Genomic DNA, 20,735 nt, shown 5'->3' on the forward strand with positions numbered 1-20,735 from the left:
CCCCTGAACGGGTGATCTCTGAGGGGGCAGGTCGTCGTCATCCCGTGGAAAGGTGATTTTTCAGCGCCAGCACGGTCAGCTCGACTCGCGTGTGGATGTCAAGCTTGAGGTACACGTGCTTCAGGTGGGCGTCCACGGTGTGACGCGAGAGGCGGAGCTTTGTGGCGATAGCGCGGTTGGTCATGCCCGCAGCGACACCGGCCACGACGCGCAGTTCGCAGTCGGTGAGCGACCCCCACCCTCGGGCCAGGTCGTCGTCGCCGTGCGAACCCACGCTGACCATGGGGTACCGGCTCGCCTCGGTGAGCCGGGCCGCGGGGTACTCCGCCGGCCGCAGGTAGTGAGGGTTGTCGATCACCGTGCCGTCTAGCAGGACCTTGGGGTGCGTCTGGAGCACCTGGACGAGCATGCTCGCCCCGAACTTCTGGAGGTCGTAGAGGCAGACGACAATGGCGGGCATCTCCTCGACCATGCGGTTGAGGGACGACTCGTAGACGAACAGGTCGTCCCAGCCCGGAACGCCTGGCAGCACCCACGACATCTCGCCGACGGCTCTGATGAGGTCGAAGTTGTCGGCGATCGCCTTGTCCACGCGGCCGGACAGGAAGCTCACCATGCCCTCGACGCTGAACTCCCCCGAGCGCAGGTAGGCGTCCGACGAGCGTTCGACGTCGAGCTGCGCCGAGCGTCGCGAGTAGTCGGCGCCGGGCTGCCCGACGGCTCGGTCCCGGACCAGCGCCGGCTCGACGTCGTCGATCAGGCACAAACACTTGTCGCCATGCCTCAGCCCCTCCTCGAGGAAGGGGTACAACAGCCGGTCGCGCTCGGCTGGACCCGAGTAGAGCGCGCAGAAATGAGTTCCCGAACTCACAGCGCCGACGCCGGGGATCCCGAGACTCAGACCGTTCATGCTCACCACCGTTCAATGGGTCGATTGGATGGATCGCACGCTAGCGCATTCGGCACGGACCGCACCCATGCCCGGTTCGGCTGGGTGAACGCCCGTACGAGCAGAGGCTGTCACGCCCGGAAGCTCCGTCAACGCCGGAGGTCGGCAGACGCCCTCCGCAGCGGGCGTGGCCCACGTGGATCAGGGATGTCCCGGGCCCTGGCCGCGTGCGCCACGGCCCACCCTTGATCGCAGACCCGCTCGACGAGCAGTTCACGACCGCGCTGGTCCAGGCCGGCACTACCGTGGGACATGATGCTGGCGCCGAACTTGCCCACCGCGATCGGCACCGGCGTCGAACGGACGACGCGGTTCACGGTGCTGGTCCACCTTCCCCGCTAGGAGGGCTACCGGCACACGGAGATTCCGAAGAACGGGCCCGCGTTGCCCGACTACGGCGCGATCACGATGAAGAAGTCGCTCACCAACACCATGTCGACGCTGCCGAGCCAGCTCGCTCGGTCACTGACCTGGGATCGCGGCGCCCACCTGACGGATGCTTCTTGCCCTACTCCGCGGGCGACCCCACACTCGTGTGTATGACGCATAATGTTCGGACCCATTCGTGCAGCCTGGCCGGCTGCCTATGAGTGCCGGTGAGGTGGTGATCGGACTCATCTCGGCTCCGGGTACGACCGCCGAAGTCGCGGCTGATCTCGCTGAGGACCTGCGCGCAGAGCTGAGTGTGCTGATGCCCACCGTGCGATGGCGGGTGCCAACGGTGGTAGATGCCCTCGTTAACCCACCTGCTGACGACGCTGTCCTCGTCGGCGCGGCGCGAGAGCGGCTCCTGGCGGAGGGCTGGGACCTCGTCGTCTGCCTCACCGACTTGCCGCTCAGGGTTCGTCGCCGGCCCGTGGTCGCCCATGCCAGCCCGGTGCACGGAGTGGCTGTCGTATCCCTGCCGGCGCTCGGGGCGGTGGGACTGCGTCGACGCGCCAGTGACGCAGTCGTCGGTCTCGTGCGCACCTTGCTCGGGGAGGCCGAGGATCACGCGTCCTCTGACTCGGAGGCCGCCCTCCGGCGCCGCGCTGGCGAGCTCGGGAGTCAGCAGGAAGAGGGAGACGGCAGCGTCATGTTCACGGCGAGGGTCCTGAGTGGGAACGTGCGACTCCTGGTCGGCATGATCCGGGCCAACCAGCCCTGGCGGCTTGCCATTGGACTCTCCAAGGCCCTGACCGCCGCCCTGGCGGCCGGAGTCTTCGCGATGGTCACATCCGACATCTGGCAGCTGGGCGACGCGCTCAGCTGGACCAGGTTGGCGGTGATCGGGATGGGCGCCGTCACAGCGATCACGGCCGCGCTGATCCTCGGAGCGGGCCTTTGGGAGCGCGGTTCGAATCCGGCGGGTGGGAAGCAAGTCACCCTGTTCAACCTGGCCACAACGGGAACAGTCGTGCTGGGTGTGATCTTCCTGTACACAGCGCTCCTGCTTCTCGCACTCCTGATCACCCCACTGCTGGTGCCTGCACATTTGCTGGAGGAGAACCTCGGACACGCGGTTCGAGTCGGCGACTACCTCAAGCTGGCGGTGCTGGCCAGCGCCCTGGCAACGGTCGGCGGAGCCCTGGGCGCGGGCCTGGAGAGCGACGAGGCTGTCCGGGCCGCCGCCTACACGTACCGGCAGGAGCCGGGCGAGGTCCAGCGAGACGGGTGACCTTGCGGGGCACACACGCACCTAGAAACTCACACAGAAGGCCCCGTCCACGAGGACGGGGCCTTGCCCATGTTGAAGCTCACCCCGGGCAAGTCACCGCCCGAGCCGAAACGACGAAACCTCGGCCAGATTCAACATCTGACCGAGGTTTAGTGAACCTAGTCCCCGAATATCGCGAACCTCTGGTTGGTGTCCGGAGGGGGACTTGAACCCCCACGCCCGTTAAAGGGCACTAGCACCTCAAGCTAGCGCGTCTGCCATTCCGCCACCCGGACGAGGTGAGTGGCCGGCCGATTTACCGGCTGGCCAACAGCCCGTAACATTAGCACGCGGACCCCGAAACTCCCGCATCGACCGTGCCCGGGCGGTCTTGCTGGACACCTGCTCGAGTGAACCTCATACTTCACGCAGGGCACACCTAGAGCTACCTCCACCAAGCCGGGGTTCTTTGTCAACATGGCGAAGTCGGAGTTCAACTTCGAAAAGATGATCGGCAAGACGATCGCAGAGCACAGCTCCGGTCCCCCGAAGCCACGCTGCGGGCAGACACCGACTGGTCGACCGGTTCAGGGCCGGTGGTCAAGGGCCCGTTGTTGTCCCTGTTGATGGCGATGACGGGCCGCGCCGCACACCTGGACGAACTTGCGGGCGACGGGCTCGCGGAACTTCGATCCCGCATCTGAGCCCACGGCCCGACTCGGCTCAGTCGGTCAGCGTCGGCTGGGCGCCGTTGCCGGTCAACGGAATCACGTCGACGGCGACATTGAGCTTGCTACCGCTGCCCTCGGCGAAGATGATTCCCTTGAGCGGGGACACGTCACGGAAGTCGCGGCCCCAGGCGGTCACGATGTACCGCGAATCTGCGAAGTGGTTGTTCGTCGGGTCGAGATCCACCCATCCGAGCGGAGTCCGGATCGACACCCACGCGTGGGTGGCGTCCGAGCCGGCGAGTTTGGGCCTGCCCTTCGGCGGAACGGTCTCGATGTACCCGCTCACGTACCGGGCCGGCAGACCCACGTGCCGGGCCATGCCGGCGGCGAGATGCGCGAAGTCCTGGCAGACACCTGCCTTGCCCTCGATGACCTCCTCCAGCGTGGTGGAGGTGGTCGTCGCGCCCTTCGCGTATTTGAACTCGCTGTAGATCAGCTCGTACAGGTGCACCAGAGCATCGCCCAACGGACGGTTGTCCGGAAGGTGCTCCTGTGCGTAGGCGGCGACTGTCGGAGTGACATCGACCAGCCGCGACGGCAGCAGGTAACGGGTGTGGTCGAGGTCGAACCCGCCGGAGGTGGCTTCCATCTCCCGGCGTGCCGACTGCACCGTCCAATTGTTGAGTGCTTCGACATCGGCCTTCGGCCAGGTGATCTCGACATGGGAACGCTTGGTCACTGCGAACCTGGTGTGCCGCGTCCGGATCTCCAGGTAGTGACTGAAGTTGCCGAAGAAGTCGGTGTGTTCGGACATGACGTGCGCGGACGGCGTGACCTCGATGACGTTCGACAGCACCTTTTGGTGTTCGGTCGACCGCGGCCGCAGGCACGCCCGGCTGTAGGAGGCCGTCACGAAGTCGTCGTACTGGTACTCGGTGGTGTGGCGGATCTCGTACCGGCGCGTGTTGTGCAGATCGGGGACTTGGTCGCTCACTGGCGCACTCCGACCTCGTGGATGGTGTTGACGCGACGGGGCGGCTCCGGCCGCACGAAGTAGCGGTGTGAGACCTGGTCGCTCAGGTCACGCAGCAACGAGGTCAGCTCGACGGAGAAATCCACGAGCCGGGACCGCTCGTTCATGCCGAGGTCCTCCGGCGAGACCGCTTCGAGCCGCTTCGTGAGCGCATCGACGGCTACCCGCACGCCTTCGTCCTCGATGACCTGGGTGATGCCGGTGATGCGCTTGAACTGGAACTCGAGCGACCTGGGGTTGATCGGGTCACGCAGCAGCAACTGCAGCATGCCTGCCACCGGGGACGCCGGACCGGTGCCGGACGCGAGGCGCCGGCGGTACGTGATCACGCTGTCGCAGGCCCGCAGCGTCGCCTCGGTGATCTGGCCGTCCGCCACGGGCGAGCGTTCGGTACCGATCGCCACCCGCAACAACGTCGACACCTGCAAGGAGCGCTCGACCCTTCGTCCCAGGTCCATGAAGGCCCATACCTCGTCGCGCACCGTGTTCTCCGACGCGAGGCCGGCAAGCCCGACGAGGCACTCGAGCACCTGCGCGAGGACACCCGGCAGTGGCTCGTCGTCGTCGACCGGACGATTGATCGCACTCTGCAATCGGCTCAGGATCAGCCACGTGTCGGGCGAAAGGAGTTCACGGACGGCGTACGCGGCACGCGACAGGTTACTGACCGTGTACGCGATGGTGCCGGGAGTGTTCTCGGCGAAGACGATCGTCCGGAGGAACTCGGAAGGGTGCGAATCGCCTTGTGGCGCAGCCACTCCGGTGACCTGGCTGAGCGCCTGCACCATTTCTCGCATGGCGACCTGCCCGGGTGAACCGGACCGGCCGTGGTGATCGGCGACGAGGTCATCGACCACCGTCGCCAGACGGGCGGTCGACTCCGCGCGCTCGGCGTAGCGTCCGATCCAGAAAAGGTCGTCGGCAACGCGTGGGGCCAGAGACATCGAGTCGGGTTCGACGGTGAGCTTGAGGGTGTCGCGGTGACGTCCGCGCTCGGCCATCGCTACCTCGAACTCGGTCGGAGCCAGCACCCAGACGTCCTTGGCGATGCCGCCGTGGGAGTTGGACACGTTCCAGCTCGTGCTGTTCGCCGCGACGCGACCCAAACCGCCCGGCAGGAAGCGGTATCCGTCGTTCGCCCCGACCCCGAAGGTGCGCAAGACCAGGCGCCGCGGTTCGAGACCTTCGGCCGCGATCACCGGAGCGGTCGACATCGCGACCTGCTCCTGTGCCGCCCACTTCCACGGCTCGGCCTCGATCTGAACTCTGAGGTAGTCCAGTTCACTCGACGACAGTTCCCGACCGTGCGTCGCCGGGTCTGCTTCTCCGCGACTGATCGGTTTGATGACGAGCTCATCGAGACGGTCCATCGCCTCGGCACGCTGCTCGCGGTCACCGAACCACCAGGTGCGGGCGTCCGGAAGCAACAGGTCCTCGCCGAGCAGTCGCTTCGCGGCCGCCGGCAGGAACGGCACGAGCGCCGGGTTCTCCAGCACACCGCTACCGAGCGGGTTCACCACGCTGATCATCCCCCGGCGCGCGGCCTCGGTGAGCCCGGTGACGCCCAGACGCGAATCACCCCGCAGATCAAGCGGATCCGACCATGCGGCGTCCACGCGACGAACCAACACGTCGACACGCTGCGGCTTGTGAGTCGTCTGTCGCCAGACCCGTCCGTCGCGCATGGTGAGGTCTTCGGCCTGCACGACCGGCAGACCCAGCAGGCTCGCGAGGAAGGCCTGGTCGAAAGCGGTCTCACTCGCCGGTCCGGGTGACAGCAGCGCGATGTTCGGCTGATCGACTGCGACCGGGGCTGCGTCGAGCAACGCGTCGCTCATCTGGTCGAAGAAGCCGCGCAGTCGAGCGAGGGCGGTGTTGCGGTACAGCGTCGGCATCGTCCGAGCCACGATGCGTCGGTCAGCCATCGCGTAACCAGCTCCGGACGGCGCCTGGTTACGGTCGGCAAGCACCGTCCAGGTGCCGGACGCATCGCGGGCCAGGTCCACGCTGGTCATCACCAGTTGGCGATCGCCCGGCAACCGGATGCCGTCGGCCGCCGGCAGGAATCCGTCGTGCCCCACGACGGCAGCCGCCGGGATGACACCCTCGCTGATCATGCGACGCTCGCCATAGAGGTCGCCGAGCAGGGCGTCCAGCAGCATCGCCCGTTGGGTGAGGCCGCGCTCGAGTCGCGCCCATTCGTCGTCCGACAGCACCACCGGCAACGGGTCGAGTTGCCAGGGACGGGCCCGGTCCTCACCGGCGACGGTGTAGGTGAGGCCGTCCTCCTTGATGTGCCGGGCAGTCGCCGCCTTGCGCGCCAGCAGGCCACCGATGCCGATCGACTCGACGATGTCGGTCAACTGCTGGTGCTGTTCGGTGCCGGCATCGCTGAGCCACTCGTCGACGCAGATGCCGCGGTGATCGCCAGAGTCGCCGGCATGCTGCCCGGAGTGCTCCTCCGTGCTGCGTTCGACCAGTTCTCGATACCGGCTCAGCACACCGGAATTGGCCTGGGGTTGCGCCGTCATGAAGTCACCTTATGAAATCGTCCGCGCCCTCGGGTCATGCGCGCCGACCGGCCGAGAAGCGGCGCAGGTCGAGCGTGGACGGGTATTCACCATTGCCGTGCCGCACCTGGGTTTCGTACGACGGCCAGCCGGACATGTCGACCGTGCCGGACGTGTGCCCGACCGCCTCGAAGCGGCTCCCACGGCGCGATTCTGCTTCGGCGGCGTTCACCGGGTAGGAGTCATAGGACCGGCCGCCGGGATGCACGACGTGATAGGTGAAACCACCGAGCGACAGACCGTTCCAACGATCCACCAGGTCGAACACCAGCGGAGAGTGGACGCCGATCGTCGGGTGCAACGCGGACGGCGGCGACCAGGCACGGAATCGCACCCCACCGACCATCGTGTCCGGCGCACCGCCTGTGCCGGGAGTTCCTGTGCCCCAACCGGATCCAGCGACCGGCACCAGCGGTACCGGCACTCCGTTGCAGGTGATGACGTGACGTCCGGGTACGAGGCCGGTTGCCGCGACCTGCACCTTCTCCACCGAGGAGTCGACGTAGCGCGAGGTGCCCCCCTGGGTCACCTCTTCACCGAGGACGTGCCACGGCTCGACGGCCTGGCGCAGTTCGAGGTGGACGCCGGCGATGTCGGTCTCCCCCAGCCGCGGGAAACGGAACTCCAGGAACGGGTCGAGCCAGGACGGGTCGAACTGGTGTTCCGGCCCGAGATACCGGTTGATGTCGCAGACCACATCCCGCAGGTCGGCTGCAGCGAACGCGGGCAGCAGGAACCGGTCGTGCAGGCGTGAACCCCACCGAATCAGCGAGCCGGAGTAGGGCTGGTCCCAGAAACGCGCGACCAGCGTACGCACCAGCAACGCCTGCACCAGCGACATCTGAGCGTGCGGCGGCATCTCGAAACCGCGCAGCTCCAGGATGCCGAGACGGCCGCGGTCGGTGTCGGGACTGTAGAGCTTGTCGACACAGAACTCGCTGCGGTGGGTGTTGCCGGTGATGTCGGTCAGCAAATGACGAAGCAACCTGTCGGTGATCCATGGACGCGGTTCACCATGGGATTCCTTTGTGGCGCGGTCGAGTTCGTGAAAGGCGATCTCGAGTTCGTAGAGCGTCTCGTGACGCCCTTCGTCAACGCGTGGCGACTGGCTGGTCGGGCCGATGAAGCGTCCGGAGAAGACATAGGACAACGCCGGGTGGTGCTGCCAGTAGGTGATCAGACTGCGCAGCAGGTCGGGGCGACGCAGCAGCGGCGACTCGGCGGGTGTGGAACCACCGAGCGTGATGTGGTTGCCGCCGCCGGTGCCGGTGTGAGTGCCGTCGATGTCGAACTTCTCCGTCGCCAGACGAACCGACCGGGCGTCGTCGAAGAGCGTGGTCGTGAGGGTCTCCAGCTCGGCCCACGACGAGGTGGGTTGCACATTGACCTCAATGACACCGGGGTCGGGCGTCACGGTCAGCGAGGTGAGGCGGCCACCACCGCTCGGCGGCGCGTAGCCCTCCAGCACGACCGGCGTCCCGGTCGCCTTCGCGGCCTGTTCGATCGCCTCGAGCATGCGCAGCGCGTCGTCCAGCTCGGACAGCGGCGGTAGGAACACGAACAGGTGGCCCTCGCGCGCCTCGACGGTCAACGCCGTGCGCGGAGCCTCCTCGATGTCGTGCACCTGAGCGCTCGGGACCTCGGTTCCGAGGGATCCGGGATCGGGCAGGGTGCCGCTCGCCGCGAACGGCGAGGCATCGGGGACGTACGGTGCCTCGGCCCAGGCGATCGAACCGAGTGGCAGGCGCAGGCCCATCGGCGAGGTGCCGGGCGTGAGGTAGAGGTGCTCGCGGCGGGTCTGCCAGACAGCCGTGCCCCAGCCGTCACCGTCAGGTGCGGGGAAGACCGGCAGCACCCACCCGGTGGGCAGCTCGGGTGCGATCTGCTTCGATTCCAGCTTGCTGCGTCGATCGGGGTCGAGTGCACCGACGTCGTCACCGGGGCGGTCGCCGCTCGGCTGACGAATCTCGTTGTGCCAATCCGTGATCGGGTCTTCGTAGCCAGGTCGGACGACCTCGTCGGGCAAGCCGAGCCGGGCTGCGAGGTGTTGGGTGAAGTCGCGGACGACCATGGCACGCTCGTGGTCGTCGCCGGGCACGACGGCGTCGCCCCACGGGTCGTCGAGGAGTGACTGCTCCTGCCACATCGGCGTGCCGTCGGTACGCCAGATGAGACCGATCTGCCAGCGCGGCAACGGTTCTCCCGGGTACCACTTGCCCTGACCGTGGTGCGTAATCCCGCCCTTGCCGTAGCGCTTTCGCAGTTTGTCGGCCAACTCGACCGCCAGCTTTCGCTTCTCCGGACCGTCGGCGGCGGTCTCCCACTGCGGAGTCGAGGTGTCGTCGGCCGACACGAACGTGGGCTCGCCACCCATCGTGAGCCGGACGTCGCCGGCCTGCATCAGTTCATCGACGTGCTCGCCCAGTGCGCGCACCTTCGACCACTGGTCGTCGGTGTAGGGCTTGGTGACCCGCGGGTCCTCGAAGACCCGGGTGACGGTGTTCGCGAAGTCGAACTCGACGTTGACCGGCGCCGTCGCACCGCTGATCGGTGCTGCCGCGGACGGGTGCGGCGTCGCGCAGAGCGGGATGTGACCCTCCCCGGCGAAGAGGCCGCTGGTTGCGTCCATGCCGATCCACCCGGCACCCGGTACGAAGACCTCTGCCCAGGCATGCAGATCGGTGAAGTCCTCCTTCGGACCGCTCGGACCGTCGAGCGCTTCCTGGTCGGCGGTCAGCTGGACGAGGTAACCGGACACGAATCGAGCCGCCAAACCGGCGCGGCGCAGCGCCACGATCAGCAGCCAGGCGCTGTCACGACAGGACCCGATGCCGCGATCGAGGGTCTCCCGCGGGCTCTGCACTCCGTGCTCCATCCGCACGGAGTACGAAACCGCCCGGTTCACAGCCTGATTCATCGCGACCAGGAAGTTGACGATGCCCGGGTTCTGATCGCCCGGTTGCGCATCGGCGATCGCCTGGTCGATCCAGGACTGCGTCTGCTCGCTGAGTCCGCTGCCTTCGTCGGCGTCGTCGACGACTCGCAGGTACGGGTCGAGGTCGGCGCGCAGATCGTCGGGATAGGTGAACGGGTAGTGCTCGGCGTATTCCTCGACGAAGAAGTCAAACGGGTTGATCACCGTCATGTCGGCGACCAGATCGACCGTGACCTCCAGCTTGTCGACCCGCTCGGGGAAGACGAGGCGCGCGAGGTAGTTGCCGAACGGATCCTGCTGCCAGTTGATGAAGTGATTGCTCGGAGAGACCGTCAGCGAGTACGCGGTGATCGGGGTGCGACTGTGCGGCGCCGGGCGCAGCCGGACGACGTGCGGGTGAACCGTCACCGGTTCATCGAAGGTGTAGGTCGTGCGGTGGTGGAGGGCTACCCGGATCGTCACCCGCCCCACCCTAGCCATCCGAAGCGGTGCGTCAGGGGCTGCTCACCAGCCGGTACCGCGCACTTTCACCTGGCTGTGATGAGCATCCGCGTCATCGAAGAAATCGAGCAGGGAAGCCGCCAGCCAAGCGCGTCGTTCAACGCCATCCGATGACCCTGAGGTGCCGCCCGCGCGGTCGTCGAAGACGGGTGTTGCTGCATCTGATTCATCCCGTGCGCGTTCACAGCGCACAGGTAAGCATCAATTCCACTCCGGCGGGCCGGCGTGCTCCAGTTGTGGATCATCGGCCTTGAAGGTGCGGACCGGTCCGGGTGCGGTGGTCGGGCCCTCGAATCGAACGGTGACTCGGCCCAGGCCGCTGCCCCACACCCAACCGGCACCGTGCTCGGCGTGCCGGACGTCGGCGCCCGGTGTCCAGGTTTGCGGGTTGCGGCCCCAGCCGTCGTCGACATCATGCGCGGTGACCGCGGCTTCCGGGGACGGCTGCTCGACCTCCTCCTGCTCGAAGGACATCCGTTCCTGGGCGTGCGGCGACATGCCGGACACCCCGAAACCGAGCAACCGCAGGCCCGCTGCGGTGTCCGCACCGACGAGCAATCTGCGGGCCACCGACAGGATCGTTGCGAGGTCGCCGGTCGGGTGCAGCGTGCTTTCCGATCGGGTGAAGGTGGAAAAGTCGCCGTGCCGCACCTTGATCGTCATCGTCCGGGCGAAGTGTCCGTGCTCCTGCAAGCGCGCGGTGACCCGCTCCACCAGCTTCACCAACTCACGATCGAGAACGGTGCTGTCTGCGACGTCGACCGGGAAGGTCTCCTCGGCCGAGATGCTCTTGGCCTCACGCTCGGTGACTATCGGGCGATCGTCCCTCGCGAAGGCCATCTCGTGCAACCCTCGTCCGTGGGACTCACCGAAGATGCTCACCAGGTCAGTCACCGACATTCGTTGCAGGTCGGCAACGGTCTCGACGCCGAACGAGCGCAGCCGCTCGCCCGTCACCGGACCCACGCCACCGAGCACTCGAACCGGTAGTGGACCGAGTACCTCGTTCTCGTGGCCGGCCGGGACGATCACCAAACCGTTCGGCTTGTCCAGGTCCGACCCGATCTTCGCGATCTGCTTCGAAGTGCCGATCCCGACACTCGCCGTCAATCCCCCTGTGCGCTCGGTGATCTCGCCGAGCAGGCGTTGAATCCGGTTGTGCAGCGCGTCGACCGCGAAGTCGGTGATATCGCCGTGTGCGAGGTCGACGTACGCCTCGTCCACGGAGACCTGCTCGACGGTGGGCGACAGGTCGTGCAGCAGCTGCATGACGATCGCGCTGGAGGCTCGGTACGCGGCGCCGCGAGGGCTGAGGAAGGCCGTGCCGGGCGGACACAGTCGGCGCGCCTGAGCGGTAGGCATGGCCGACCGGGCTCCGAACTTGCGCGCCTCGTAGGAAGCGGTCGCCACGACGCCTCGTCCACCCGTCCCGCCGACCACCACGGGTTTGCCGCGCAGGCTGGGTTTGTCGCGTTGCTCGACCGCGGCGAAGAAGGCGTCGAGGTCGAGGTGCAACACACTCGGACGGCTTCTCACCGTTCCATTGTCGCCTGCCGGACGCAGCCCGCGAACCGTCGGTTGTCAGCCGAGGCTGCGATGGATCACCAGCGGCAGGACGCGGGCCGCTCCTCGCTCGCGCAGCGCAGCGGCAGCCACCGTGGCCGCCCAGCCGGACGACGTCCGGTCGATCACCAGCAGAACCGTATGGCCGTCGACGTTCGCGTCCGGGCCGGCGCCGAGGCGATCACGAAGGACGGCGGCCTCGTCGGCGCTCGGCAGATCCGTCGGGACGCGATCGGTCGCCCAGACCGCGTGCGGGAGCCGGCCGGCGTTCGCCAGGTGCTCGGCGACCGAACCCGCCAGCTCCGGCATGCCGCCCGGAGCCACGGCAATCATGCAGGTCGGCCGGTCCGCCCACTGCTTGCTCCAGTCGGAGAGAGTGTGCACCGCGTGTTCGAGCAGTTCAGGATCGGCTGCCGCTCCCGTCTGCAGGCAACCGGCGAGCGAGTCGGCCCACTCCGGCGCGTCGGCATGGACGAGTACCCGTCCGGGATCAGCCGCCTGGGCGACCGGGATCTTGCCGCGGGTGCCATACGCTCCCCCGGGCCACATCTTGCGTGGTTCCAGCACGTGGCGCTCGGTGCGCAGCACCCGTCGCACACCGCGCATCGTCTCCGAATTCGCCTCTGCGGCAAGACCTTTCGGTAAGCCGCCGATACAGACCGAGCAGCGACCGCACGGTGCAGCGGACGGGTCGTCCAAGGACTCCTGGAGCAACTGCATGAGGCAGCCTTGGCCACGTACGTAGCGACGCATGATCTCCGCTTCACGGCGACGCGTCGCCAACACCGAGTCGTAGTGCTTCTGGTCGTAACTCCAGTCCTTGCCGGTGGACGACCACCCGTCGGTGGTGCGGACCACGATGTCGTCAACAGCCAACTGCTTCAACAGTAGTTCGACCCGCGTGCGCCGCACTCCGGACTCGGCCTCGAGCGCCACAACGGACAGCGGCGACACTGTCTGACCCAGGAGTTCGAGGATCCGCTCGACCTCCTTCGGCTTGGGAATGGTGGCCGTGGCGAAGTACTCCCAGACAGCCTCGTCCGAAGCAGACGGAAGCAAGGTGACCAGAGCATGGTCGATCGCGCGGCCGGCACGTCCGACCTGTTGGTAGTAGGACACCGGTGACGGCGGAGCCCCGACGTGCACCACAAACCCCAGGTCCGGCTTGTCGTATCCCATGCCGAGGGCGGACGTCGCAACCAACGCCTTGAGTTCGTTACGCCGCAGCGCGTCTTCGAGTCGCTCGCGTTCGGCGCCGTCGAGTTGCCCGGTGTAGGCGGCGACCTGCAGGGACGGATCGCCTGAGTACTTGGTGCGCAGCACCTCGGCCAGACGTTGAGCATCGGCCGCGGTCAGCGTGTAGATGATGCCCGAACCGGGCAGCGTCGGCAGGTGATCGGCCACCCACGCGAAGCGGGCGAGCGGATCCATCTGGGCTGCAACCGCGAGTGTCAGACTGGATCGGGCGAGTGGTCCACGAAGCACCAGGGTGTCCGAACCCAGTTGTGCCGCAACGTCTTCCACCACGCGCGCATTGGCGGTGGCGGTCGTGGCCAGGACGGGTGTCTGCGGGTTCAGGCGTCCGAGCACGTCGACCACACGTCGGTAATCCGGACGGAAATCGTGGCCCCAGTCGCTGACCGCGTGTGCTTCGTCGACGACCACCATGCCGAGGCGTCCGGTCAACGCATCGAGCACTCGTGCACCGAACCCCGGGTTGGCCAGACGCTCCGGTGACACCAGCAGAACGTCGAGACGATCGGCCGCAAGGTCGGCCTCGATCCGGGACCAGTCGTCGATATTCGAGGAGTTCAAGGTCGCCGCGACCAGGCCCGCTCGTTCGGCCGCCTGCACCTGGTCGCGCATCAACGACAGCAGCGGCGAGACGACCAGCGTCGGTCCGTCACCGCGGTCGCGCATCATCGTCGTGGCGATCCAGTAGACCGCCGACTTGCCCCACCCGGTCGCCTGGACGACCAGCACGCGGGACCCGGGCTGCGAGAGCGTCTCGAGTGCCTCACCCTGTCCGTCGCGCAAGGTGGCGTCGGGACCGGCGAGGGCACCCAGCACCCGACTGACGGCGTTCTGCAGAAGTTCGGTCGACATGCCTCGACCCTTTCACGGGGTACCGACAACGCGGCCCGGAGACCTAAGGCTGTGCAGAACCCTTCTTCTTGGCGGCCTTCGCCGCCTTCTCCGCCTTGCGTGCCGCACGCCGCTGACGTTCCTGCTCCTCCATCTCGGCCGCCTCGTCCACCGTGGGAGCCGTGCCGCCGAGCGCCTTCGGAAGGAAAGCGAGGTCGTCACCGGTCATCGGCGGGTACTGCGCCTTGGCCCTGTCGAGCATCTGCTTCATCTCGGCCTTCAGCTGTTCGGTCAGCTGCGCCGGGTCGGCGTCGGCAGGCGCTTCGATCGGGCGGCCGACGGTCACGATGATCGGAACACCGGTGCGGCCCAGCTTCTTCGGGTGGTCCTTGGTCCAGATCCGCTGCGAGCCCCAGACGATCGTGGGGATGATCGGGACGCCGGCTTCCTGAGCCATCCGCACCGCGCCGGTCTTGAACTCCTTGAGTTCGAAGGAGCGCGAGATGGTGGCCTCCGGGAACACGCCGATCAGTTCGCCGCGCTGCAGAGCCGCGACCGCTTCGCGGTACGCACCGGCGCCCGCCGATCGGTCGACCGGGATGTGCTTCATCCCTCGCATCAGCGAGCCGACGCCCTTCATGTCGAACACTTCCTTCTTCGCCATGAAGCGCACCAGACGTCCGACGTCCTTGAAGGCGTACCCCGCGAGGGCGAAGTCGAGGTATCCGATGTGGTTGATCGCGACGACACCGCCACCGGTCTGCGGAATGGCCTCCTGGCCGGTGCGCTGGAAGCGCAGCCCCTGCGCGGCGAACAACCCGCGGGCGAAGTGAACGACGGGTGTGTAGACCGGCTCCATGCGGGCAACCCTATCGACGAGTCAGCCTGCTCGTGCGCACGCTCACTAGAGTGACCGTGTGCTGCCCATCGTCAACGCCCTGCGCTACGTGGTCCCGCTGCGCGAGGGTGGTTCGCTGCCCGGTGTGATGGAGGCGGACGACGAGGGCACCTGGGTGGTCAAGTACCGCGGCGCCGGTCAGGGTGTGAAGGTGCTCGTGGCTGAGATCATCGTCGCCGGCCTCGCTCGCGCCCTCGGCATCCGCGTCCCCGATCTGAAGCTCGTCGACATGCCAGAGCAGATCGCGAAGTACGAGGCCGACGAAGAGGTGCAGGACCTTCTCACCGCGTCCGCCGGCTTGAACCTCGGGATGGACTTCCTACCCGGCGCGTTCAACTACGACGGCTCGACTCCCCCGCCGCCGGACGAAGCCTCGGCAATTCTCTGGCTCGACGCCTGTGTCGCCAACATCGACCGCACCCCGCACAACCCGAATCTGTTGCGTTGGGGCAAGAACCTGTGGGCGATCGATCACGGCGCCGCCCTCTACTTTCATCACTCCTGGCCCTCGAGGGCACCCGACCCTGCGCGGTTCGCCGCCGCACGCTTCGACGACTCCTCGCACATCATGCGCGAGTTCGCAGATGACGTCAGTGCCGTCCATGAACGCGCCACCGCGATCCTCAGCCGGGAGCTCATCGCTCGCGTCCTCGACGACGTGCCGGACGAGTGGCTGGAGTCGACGGTCGATCTGCCGGGCCCGGAAGCGGTCCGCGCGATGTACGTGGAGCACCTCGTCGAACGCCTCGCTCGTCCGGACGCGTGGATGCCGAGGAACGCATGATCGGTTACCAGTACGCCGTCCTGCGGTTCGTGCCGGCAGTGGAGCGTGAAGAGTTCGTCAACATCGGTGTTGTCGTCTACGCACAGATGGCCGACCACCTGAGCGTCGAGTGGCTTCTTCGTTCCGACCTGGTGCGAGCACTCGCACCCGAAGTCGATCTGAGCGAGATCGAGACTGCGCTGGCGTCGTTGCGTGCTTGTGCCGCAGGCGAATCCGCGCCCGGAAAGCCTTCGATCCGCTCGCTCGGAGCACGCTTCGGTTGGCTGGTCGCGCCGCGGAGCACAGCGATCCAGCCGGGGCCGGTGCACGGCGGGCTCACCGACGACCCGGCGGCAGAGGCACGAAGGCTGCTCGACCGACTCGTCGGGTGAACGCCGGACGCTCCCCTCGCCGTAGCGAGAGGAGCGCCCTTCGTGCTGGTTCCGTCCGCGCGACCCACTCAACGAGTCAGCCGCGCGGACCGGAGCTCATTACTTGCCGTCGCGGCCGCGCACGTCGTCCCGCAGGGAACGAATGCGGTCACCGATCGACTTGTGGTCGCCGTCCGCGTCGCGGTTGATGTCCTGGACGCCGTCGCCGACCCGGTCGTCCCGGATGCCGTCGTGCCCGGCCTGGACGTCACGCTGGTCGCCCGAGGTGTGCCAGTCGGCGCCGTCCTGCAGGTTGCCGGTGTCCCCGGAACGAACCGCGTCGTCACGACCCACGCCGTAACCGCCGGCCGCCGTGGAGCCACCGACCGTGCCTGCGCCGACCTGGTTCGGCTGCCCGCCGAAGTCCGCAGAGCGGTTCTCGAAGCCGCCGGTCTCGCGGGACTGATCGTTCCAGTTCTGCTGTCCCGCAGTCTGGTCGGCGTCATAGCCAGGCTGCTGTGCGTCATGCTGCTGCGCCCAGCCCGCGGACGACTCGTCGGCGTACCCGCCCTGGTCGACCTGACCCGGGCTACGGTCGTTCTGGCCCCCGTGCTGTCCGTCCAAGCCACCCTCGTGCTGGTAACCCGGTTCGTTGCCGCGATCAAGGGTCCGGCCGTCGTCGTAGGAGTGACCGCCGAGGCCACCTTCGCGGTCGCCGTCGCGCAGCGTGCCCTCGTGGCCACGCGGACTGTTGCCCGCCAGGCCGTCGCCGAAGTGCGTGTCGGTCTGACCCTGCTCGTCGTAGCCACCGTGGTGAGCGTCGCCGGCGACATCGCCCATCGTGCTGGTCTGACCGATGCGGTCGGCGTCACGGTCGCCGAAGTGGTCACCGTCGTTGTCCCGGTCACGCAGGTCCATGCCCGAGTCACGGTCGTCGTGTCCGCCGGGGCGCGAACCGTCGAGACGGTTGCCGTCCTTGTCGGTCTTGACGTCGGGGTCGAGCAGGTCGGCCTGGCGCTGCTTCTCGTCGTAGTCGTCGCGCACGCTCTGCGCGTCGTTCACCTTGGCCGACGCAGCCTGCTCAGCCTTGCGCGCCTGCGCAGCGGCACGATCGGCCTGCTCGCGGCGCTGGCCTGCTTCACGCGCGGCGAGGTCGGCCTCGCGCTCGCGCTCCTTGAGCTGCATCTCCTGGGCGGCGGCGTTGTCGCGCAGCTGTGCTGCTTCCTCGCGCTGCCGTTCCTTCTTCTTCTTGCTGTTCATCATCGCGACGAGCGCGATGACGGCGAGCACCACCACCGCGGCGATGATGATCCAGAGGATCGGGTTGTCCATTACGACTCTCCTGCCTTCGTGAGATCGAATAGGTCCACCCCGGTAGGTGGTTCGGCAACCGAACGTACGCGCTAACGGGCGTCCGTTGGTCTGTCCCGCCTGATGATCGTTCGGACGGGAGTCGGTTCAGTCTCTCGTCGCCCAGAGTGCGACGGCGGACGCCGCCGCCACGTTGAGCGAGTCGACGCCGCCGGCCATCGGTATGCAGACGGTGCGAGTGCTCAGTGCCATCGTGCGGCGCGACAGTCCGTCACCTTCCGTGCCGACGACAAGACACAGCCGGTCGTGATCGGCTGCGGCGAGTTCGTCCAACGTTTGGGCCTCGTCGTCCAGCGCGAGCGCTGCGACGTACCAACCGGATTCGCGCATTTCCTCGATTGCGGACGGCCATGGCTCGATCCGCGTCCACGGCACCTGGAACACCGTGCCCATCGACACCCGCACAGCCCGTCGGTAGAGGGGGTCGGCGCACCGGGGCGTGATGAGGACGGCGTCCGCAGCCATCGCTGCGGCCGAGCGGAAGATCGCCCCGACGTTCGTGTGGTCGACGACGTCCTCGATCACCAGAATGCGCCGCGCGTCGGCGACCACGTGCTGCCACGCAGGCAACACCGGTCGATGCATCGAGGCCAGGGCTCCACGGTGCAGATGGAAACCGGTCATCGCCTCGATCACGGCGGGCTCCGCCACGAAGACCGGAGTGTCGTCTCGTTCGGCATCGGCCACGAGGTCTGCCAGATCGTCGAGCCAACGCTGCGCCATCAGGAACGAGCGCGGACGGTGGCCCGCGGCGAGCGCTCGACGGATGACCTTCTCGCTCTCGGCCAGATAGAGACCCTCGGCGGGTTCGAGGACGCGGCGCAGCGCGACGTCGGTCAGGCCGAAGTAGTCGCGGACCCTCGCGTCGGACGGGTCGTCGATCCGGATCACGGTCATCGCCGACTCAGTTCACCAGGAGGTTGACGATGGCAACGATGCCCACGACCACAATGAATCCTCGCAGGACGTTGGGTGGGAGCTTGCGACCGACCGAGCCGCCGATGAAGCCTCCGATCAGTGCGCCGGCCGCGATGAGTCCGGCGATCTTCCAGTCCACGTGTTCGCGGGAGACGAGGATGAAGGTGAGGGCGGCGACCGCGTTGACGATCGTGCCCAGGACGTTCTTGATCCCGTTGAGCTTCTGCAGCGGTTGTGCGAGCAGGACGCTCATCACTCCCATCAACAGAACCCCTTGTGCCGCACCGAAGTACCCGCCGTACACCCCGGCGACGAAGATCCCGACACCGAGCAGCACCCGCCGTCCGGGCGACTCGTGATCGGGGTGATTCTCGGCGGCCCATTTCTGGATGCGCGGACCGAAGATCACCAGCAGGACGCCGACCAGGATGAGCACTGGGACGATTGCGTCGAAGGCCTCGGCCGGCAACGCGATGAGCAGCAGAGCGCCGACGATCGCACCGAGGAATGACATCGGGGCCAGACGCTTGAGCTGGTCGGCGGTCGAGCGCACCTCGCGCCGGTAGCCCCAGGTGCCGCTGAGGCCCCCGGCCACAAGACCGATCGTGTTGGACACGTTGGCGGTGACCGCTGGTACGCCGAATGCGAGCAGCGTCGGGAACGTGACCAGGGTGCCCGAACCGACGATGGTGTTGATCGTTCCTGCAGCCATTCCGGCAAGCAGGATCAGCAGGGCTTCGGTCCAGGGCATTGCTGCAGATTAGCCAAGGGCTGTCGACGTCATCGGCGCAGTCTCAGGTTGCGCGTGCGCTCCAACGGTTACCGTTCGGACCTTCGTGCCGATCGAGCACGAGCGGCACCCCGAAAGCGTCCGAGAGGTTCTCGGCGGTCAATGTCGATTCGATGGGGCCGGCGGCAACCACGCGTCCTGCCCGCAGCATCAACACGTCGGTGAATCCCGGCGGGATCTCCTCGACGTGATGGGTCACCAGGACCATTGCGGGCGCATAGACGTCCTCGGCCAACTCACCCAGACGGCGGACGAGGTCCTCGCGGCCACCCAGGTCAAGACCCGCGGCGGGCTCGTCGAGCAACATGAGTTCCGGGTCAGCCATGAGGGCGCGCGCGATCTGGACGCGCTTGCGCTCCCCCTCGCTCAAGGTGCTGAAGCGGCGGTCGATCAGGTGGTCGGCACCGATGGTCGCCAGGAGTTCCTTCGCACGCTCATGGTCGAGTTCGTCGTACTGCTCGCGCCAGCGTCCGACCATTCCGTAGGACGCGGTGACGACGACGTCGCCGACCCGCTCCTCGCGTGGAATCCGGTCGGCGATCGCGGCCGAGGCCAGACCGATGCGGGGGCGCAGTTCGAAGACGTTCACCGCGCCGAGTACCTCTGACAGCACGCCGGCAACACCCGATGACGGGTGCATCCGCGCTGCGGCGATCTGCAGCAGGGTCGTCTTACCCGCACCGTTCGGGCCGAGCACCACCCAGCGCTCGCCCTCCTCCACCTCCCAGGTCACGTCGTCGAGCAACTTCTTGTCGCCTCGGACGACGGTCACTCCGGCGAACGCCAACACATCGCTCATGGCCCAAACCTATCCGGCAGGTGGAACATCTACGGTGGCCGGATGGGCACTCTCCCGGCATCGGTCCGACTGGCGCTGTGGGCGACGGCCGCTTGGAACGGTCAGGCGCTCGGCGCGTCGGTGATCGAGCGGTCCTTCCCCGACGTCGACGACGTGAGCGGCGACCTCGACCGATTGCAACTGTGGGGTGAACTCGGTGAGCGGGTGATGCTGTGTGCCCTGCCACATCCCGGTCACGCGCAGTCGATGCCTCGAGGTTCGACGAGTCTGATGGCCGAGACTTTGGACGCGGGTGAGTGCGCATACGTGCCGATGATCGGCGGCGCCCTGGTGCCGTTGATCGAACCGTATGGACCCGAACAGGATCTGGGCTGGCGGGCCGAACTTCGTGCCTTCGACTGCTCCCCCACGCCGACCCACCGCATCGAAATGCTGACCGGCTCGTCCATCGAACGACGGCTGCAGTCCGAAATCGCCTCTGCGACGGCGGAACTCGTGGACATCGACCTCGTCCCGTGGCAGCGATCGAGCGAACGGGACGAAGCTGCGGGGCATCTCTCGGGTGCCTTCGGTCTGCCTGCCGGGATGCCTGCACGGTTTGCCCGGACGATCTGGAGCGCGGCCACCGTGTCGACCGCAGCCGAGGCGGCGCTCGACCATGACCCGATCGTCGGTGCATCGGCACACAGCCAGCGGCACGAGGTGCTCCGGCGGCTGATGATCGAGTGCGACCAGGTCCTCGCGGACGCGACCAACCTCGCCGCCCTCACCATGGCCGGCGTAGTCCCCGACCGCTGACCCGAGCTGCTGGGACGGCGTGAACCGTCAGCCGAGTACCTGCGCTTGTCCTGAGCCGATCACGGTGGTCGAGTAGTGAGGGAG

At 67.3% G+C, this 20,735-nt stretch carries 15 protein-coding genes, 1 tRNA gene and 1 pseudogene; 5 read left to right on the plus strand and 12 right to left on the minus strand.

Going from position 1 to position 20,735, the window contains the following annotated elements; translation table 11 throughout:
- Positions 1-37: 37 nt before the first annotated feature.
- Positions 38-910 carry an MEDS domain-containing protein gene (locus FB459_RS17570; protein WP_141928594.1) on the minus strand — a complete coding sequence of 291 codons (873 nt, stop codon included), beginning with the start codon at positions 908-910 and terminating at the stop codon, positions 38-40.
- Positions 911-1,121: 211 nt separating this feature from the next.
- Between FB459_RS17570 and FB459_RS17865 the strand changes: the two are divergent.
- Together FB459_RS17865 and FB459_RS11465 are read left to right on the plus strand one after the other, a co-directional pair.
- A pseudogene (locus tag FB459_RS17865) lies at positions 1,122-1,444 on the plus strand (IS30 family transposase); the annotation flags it as partial.
- A 91-nt stretch (positions 1,445-1,535) separates the two neighbouring features.
- A complete protein-coding gene (locus FB459_RS11465; protein ID WP_141928596.1) occupies positions 1,536-2,606 on the plus strand; it encodes a hypothetical protein in 1,071 nt (356 codons plus the stop codon).
- A gap of 187 nt (positions 2,607-2,793) precedes the next feature.
- On the opposite strand, the gene FB459_RS11470 is transcribed toward FB459_RS11465, so the two are convergent.
- The 7 genes from FB459_RS11470 to FB459_RS11505 form a co-directional block, all read right to left on the minus strand.
- A tRNA-Leu gene (locus FB459_RS11470) sits at positions 2,794-2,881 on the minus strand.
- 427 nt (positions 2,882-3,308) lie between these two features.
- Positions 3,309-4,250, minus strand: coding sequence for a transglutaminase family protein (locus FB459_RS11480; protein WP_129627520.1), 942 nt, complete (start codon positions 4,248-4,250; stop codon positions 3,309-3,311).
- A complete protein-coding gene (locus tag FB459_RS11485; RefSeq protein ID WP_141928597.1) occupies positions 4,247-6,820 on the minus strand; it encodes a circularly permuted type 2 ATP-grasp protein in 2,574 nt (857 codons plus the stop codon). Before FB459_RS11485 ends, FB459_RS11480 begins: the two co-directional genes overlap by 4 nt.
- Before the next feature lie 34 nt (positions 6,821-6,854).
- Positions 6,855-10,256 carry a transglutaminase family protein gene (locus tag FB459_RS11490; RefSeq protein ID WP_141928598.1) on the minus strand — a complete coding sequence of 1,134 codons (3,402 nt, stop codon included), beginning with the start codon at positions 10,254-10,256 and terminating at the stop codon, positions 6,855-6,857.
- A 240-nt stretch (positions 10,257-10,496) separates the two neighbouring features.
- Positions 10,497-11,831, minus strand: coding sequence for a DNA polymerase IV (locus FB459_RS11495; RefSeq protein WP_141928599.1), 1,335 nt, complete (start codon positions 11,829-11,831; stop codon positions 10,497-10,499).
- 45 nt (positions 11,832-11,876) lie between these two features.
- Positions 11,877-13,964 carry a RecQ family ATP-dependent DNA helicase gene (locus FB459_RS11500; RefSeq protein ID WP_141928600.1) on the minus strand — a complete coding sequence of 696 codons (2,088 nt, stop codon included), beginning with the start codon at positions 13,962-13,964 and terminating at the stop codon, positions 11,877-11,879.
- Between the two features lie 43 nt (positions 13,965-14,007).
- Positions 14,008-14,802: a lysophospholipid acyltransferase family protein gene (locus FB459_RS11505; protein ID WP_141928601.1), complete on the minus strand. Its 795-nt coding sequence runs from the start codon at positions 14,800-14,802 to the stop codon at positions 14,008-14,010.
- A gap of 58 nt (positions 14,803-14,860) precedes the next feature.
- On the opposite strand from FB459_RS11505, the gene FB459_RS11510 reads away from it, so the two are divergent.
- Together FB459_RS11510 and FB459_RS11515 are read left to right on the plus strand one after the other, a co-directional pair.
- The gene (locus tag FB459_RS11510) at positions 14,861-15,625 is read left to right on the plus strand and encodes a HipA family kinase (RefSeq protein WP_141928602.1); all 765 of its coding nucleotides are present in this window, start codon (positions 14,861-14,863) and stop codon (positions 15,623-15,625) included.
- Positions 15,622-15,996: a DUF3037 domain-containing protein gene (locus FB459_RS11515; protein WP_141928603.1), complete on the plus strand. Its 375-nt coding sequence runs from the start codon at positions 15,622-15,624 to the stop codon at positions 15,994-15,996. The genes FB459_RS11510 and FB459_RS11515 overlap by 4 nt, the downstream gene beginning before the upstream one ends.
- Positions 15,997-16,095: 99 nt before the next feature.
- Here the strand turns inward: FB459_RS11515 and FB459_RS11520 are convergent, their stop codons facing one another.
- The 4 genes from FB459_RS11520 to FB459_RS11535 all read right to left on the minus strand — a co-directional run bounded on the left by FB459_RS11520 (position 16,096) and on the right by FB459_RS11535 (position 19,853).
- Positions 16,096-17,307, minus strand: coding sequence for a putative sodium/potassium/calcium exchanger (locus tag FB459_RS11520; protein WP_141928604.1), 1,212 nt, complete (start codon positions 17,305-17,307; stop codon positions 16,096-16,098).
- A gap of 126 nt (positions 17,308-17,433) precedes the next feature.
- Complete coding sequence (locus tag FB459_RS11525; RefSeq protein WP_129627547.1) at positions 17,434-18,243, minus strand: TrmH family RNA methyltransferase; 810 nt, start codon at positions 18,241-18,243, stop codon at positions 17,434-17,436.
- 7 nt (positions 18,244-18,250) lie between these two features.
- The gene (locus FB459_RS11530) at positions 18,251-19,015 is read right to left on the minus strand and encodes a sulfite exporter TauE/SafE family protein (RefSeq protein WP_141928605.1); all 765 of its coding nucleotides are present in this window, start codon (positions 19,013-19,015) and stop codon (positions 18,251-18,253) included.
- Positions 19,016-19,058: 43 nt separating this feature from the next.
- Positions 19,059-19,853 (minus strand): ABC transporter ATP-binding protein, encoded by a 795-nt coding sequence (locus tag FB459_RS11535; protein ID WP_141928606.1) that lies wholly within the window; start codon positions 19,851-19,853, stop codon positions 19,059-19,061.
- A 42-nt stretch (positions 19,854-19,895) separates the two neighbouring features.
- On the opposite strand from FB459_RS11535, the gene FB459_RS11540 reads away from it, so the two are divergent.
- Positions 19,896-20,651 (plus strand): hypothetical protein, encoded by a 756-nt coding sequence (locus FB459_RS11540; protein ID WP_141928607.1) that lies wholly within the window; start codon positions 19,896-19,898, stop codon positions 20,649-20,651.
- The last annotated feature ends 84 nt before the right edge of the window (positions 20,652-20,735 follow it).

The organism is Yimella lutea, from assembly GCF_006715095.1.
GTDB classification, from domain to species: Bacteria; Actinomycetota; Actinomycetes; order Actinomycetales; family Dermatophilaceae; genus Yimella; species Yimella lutea.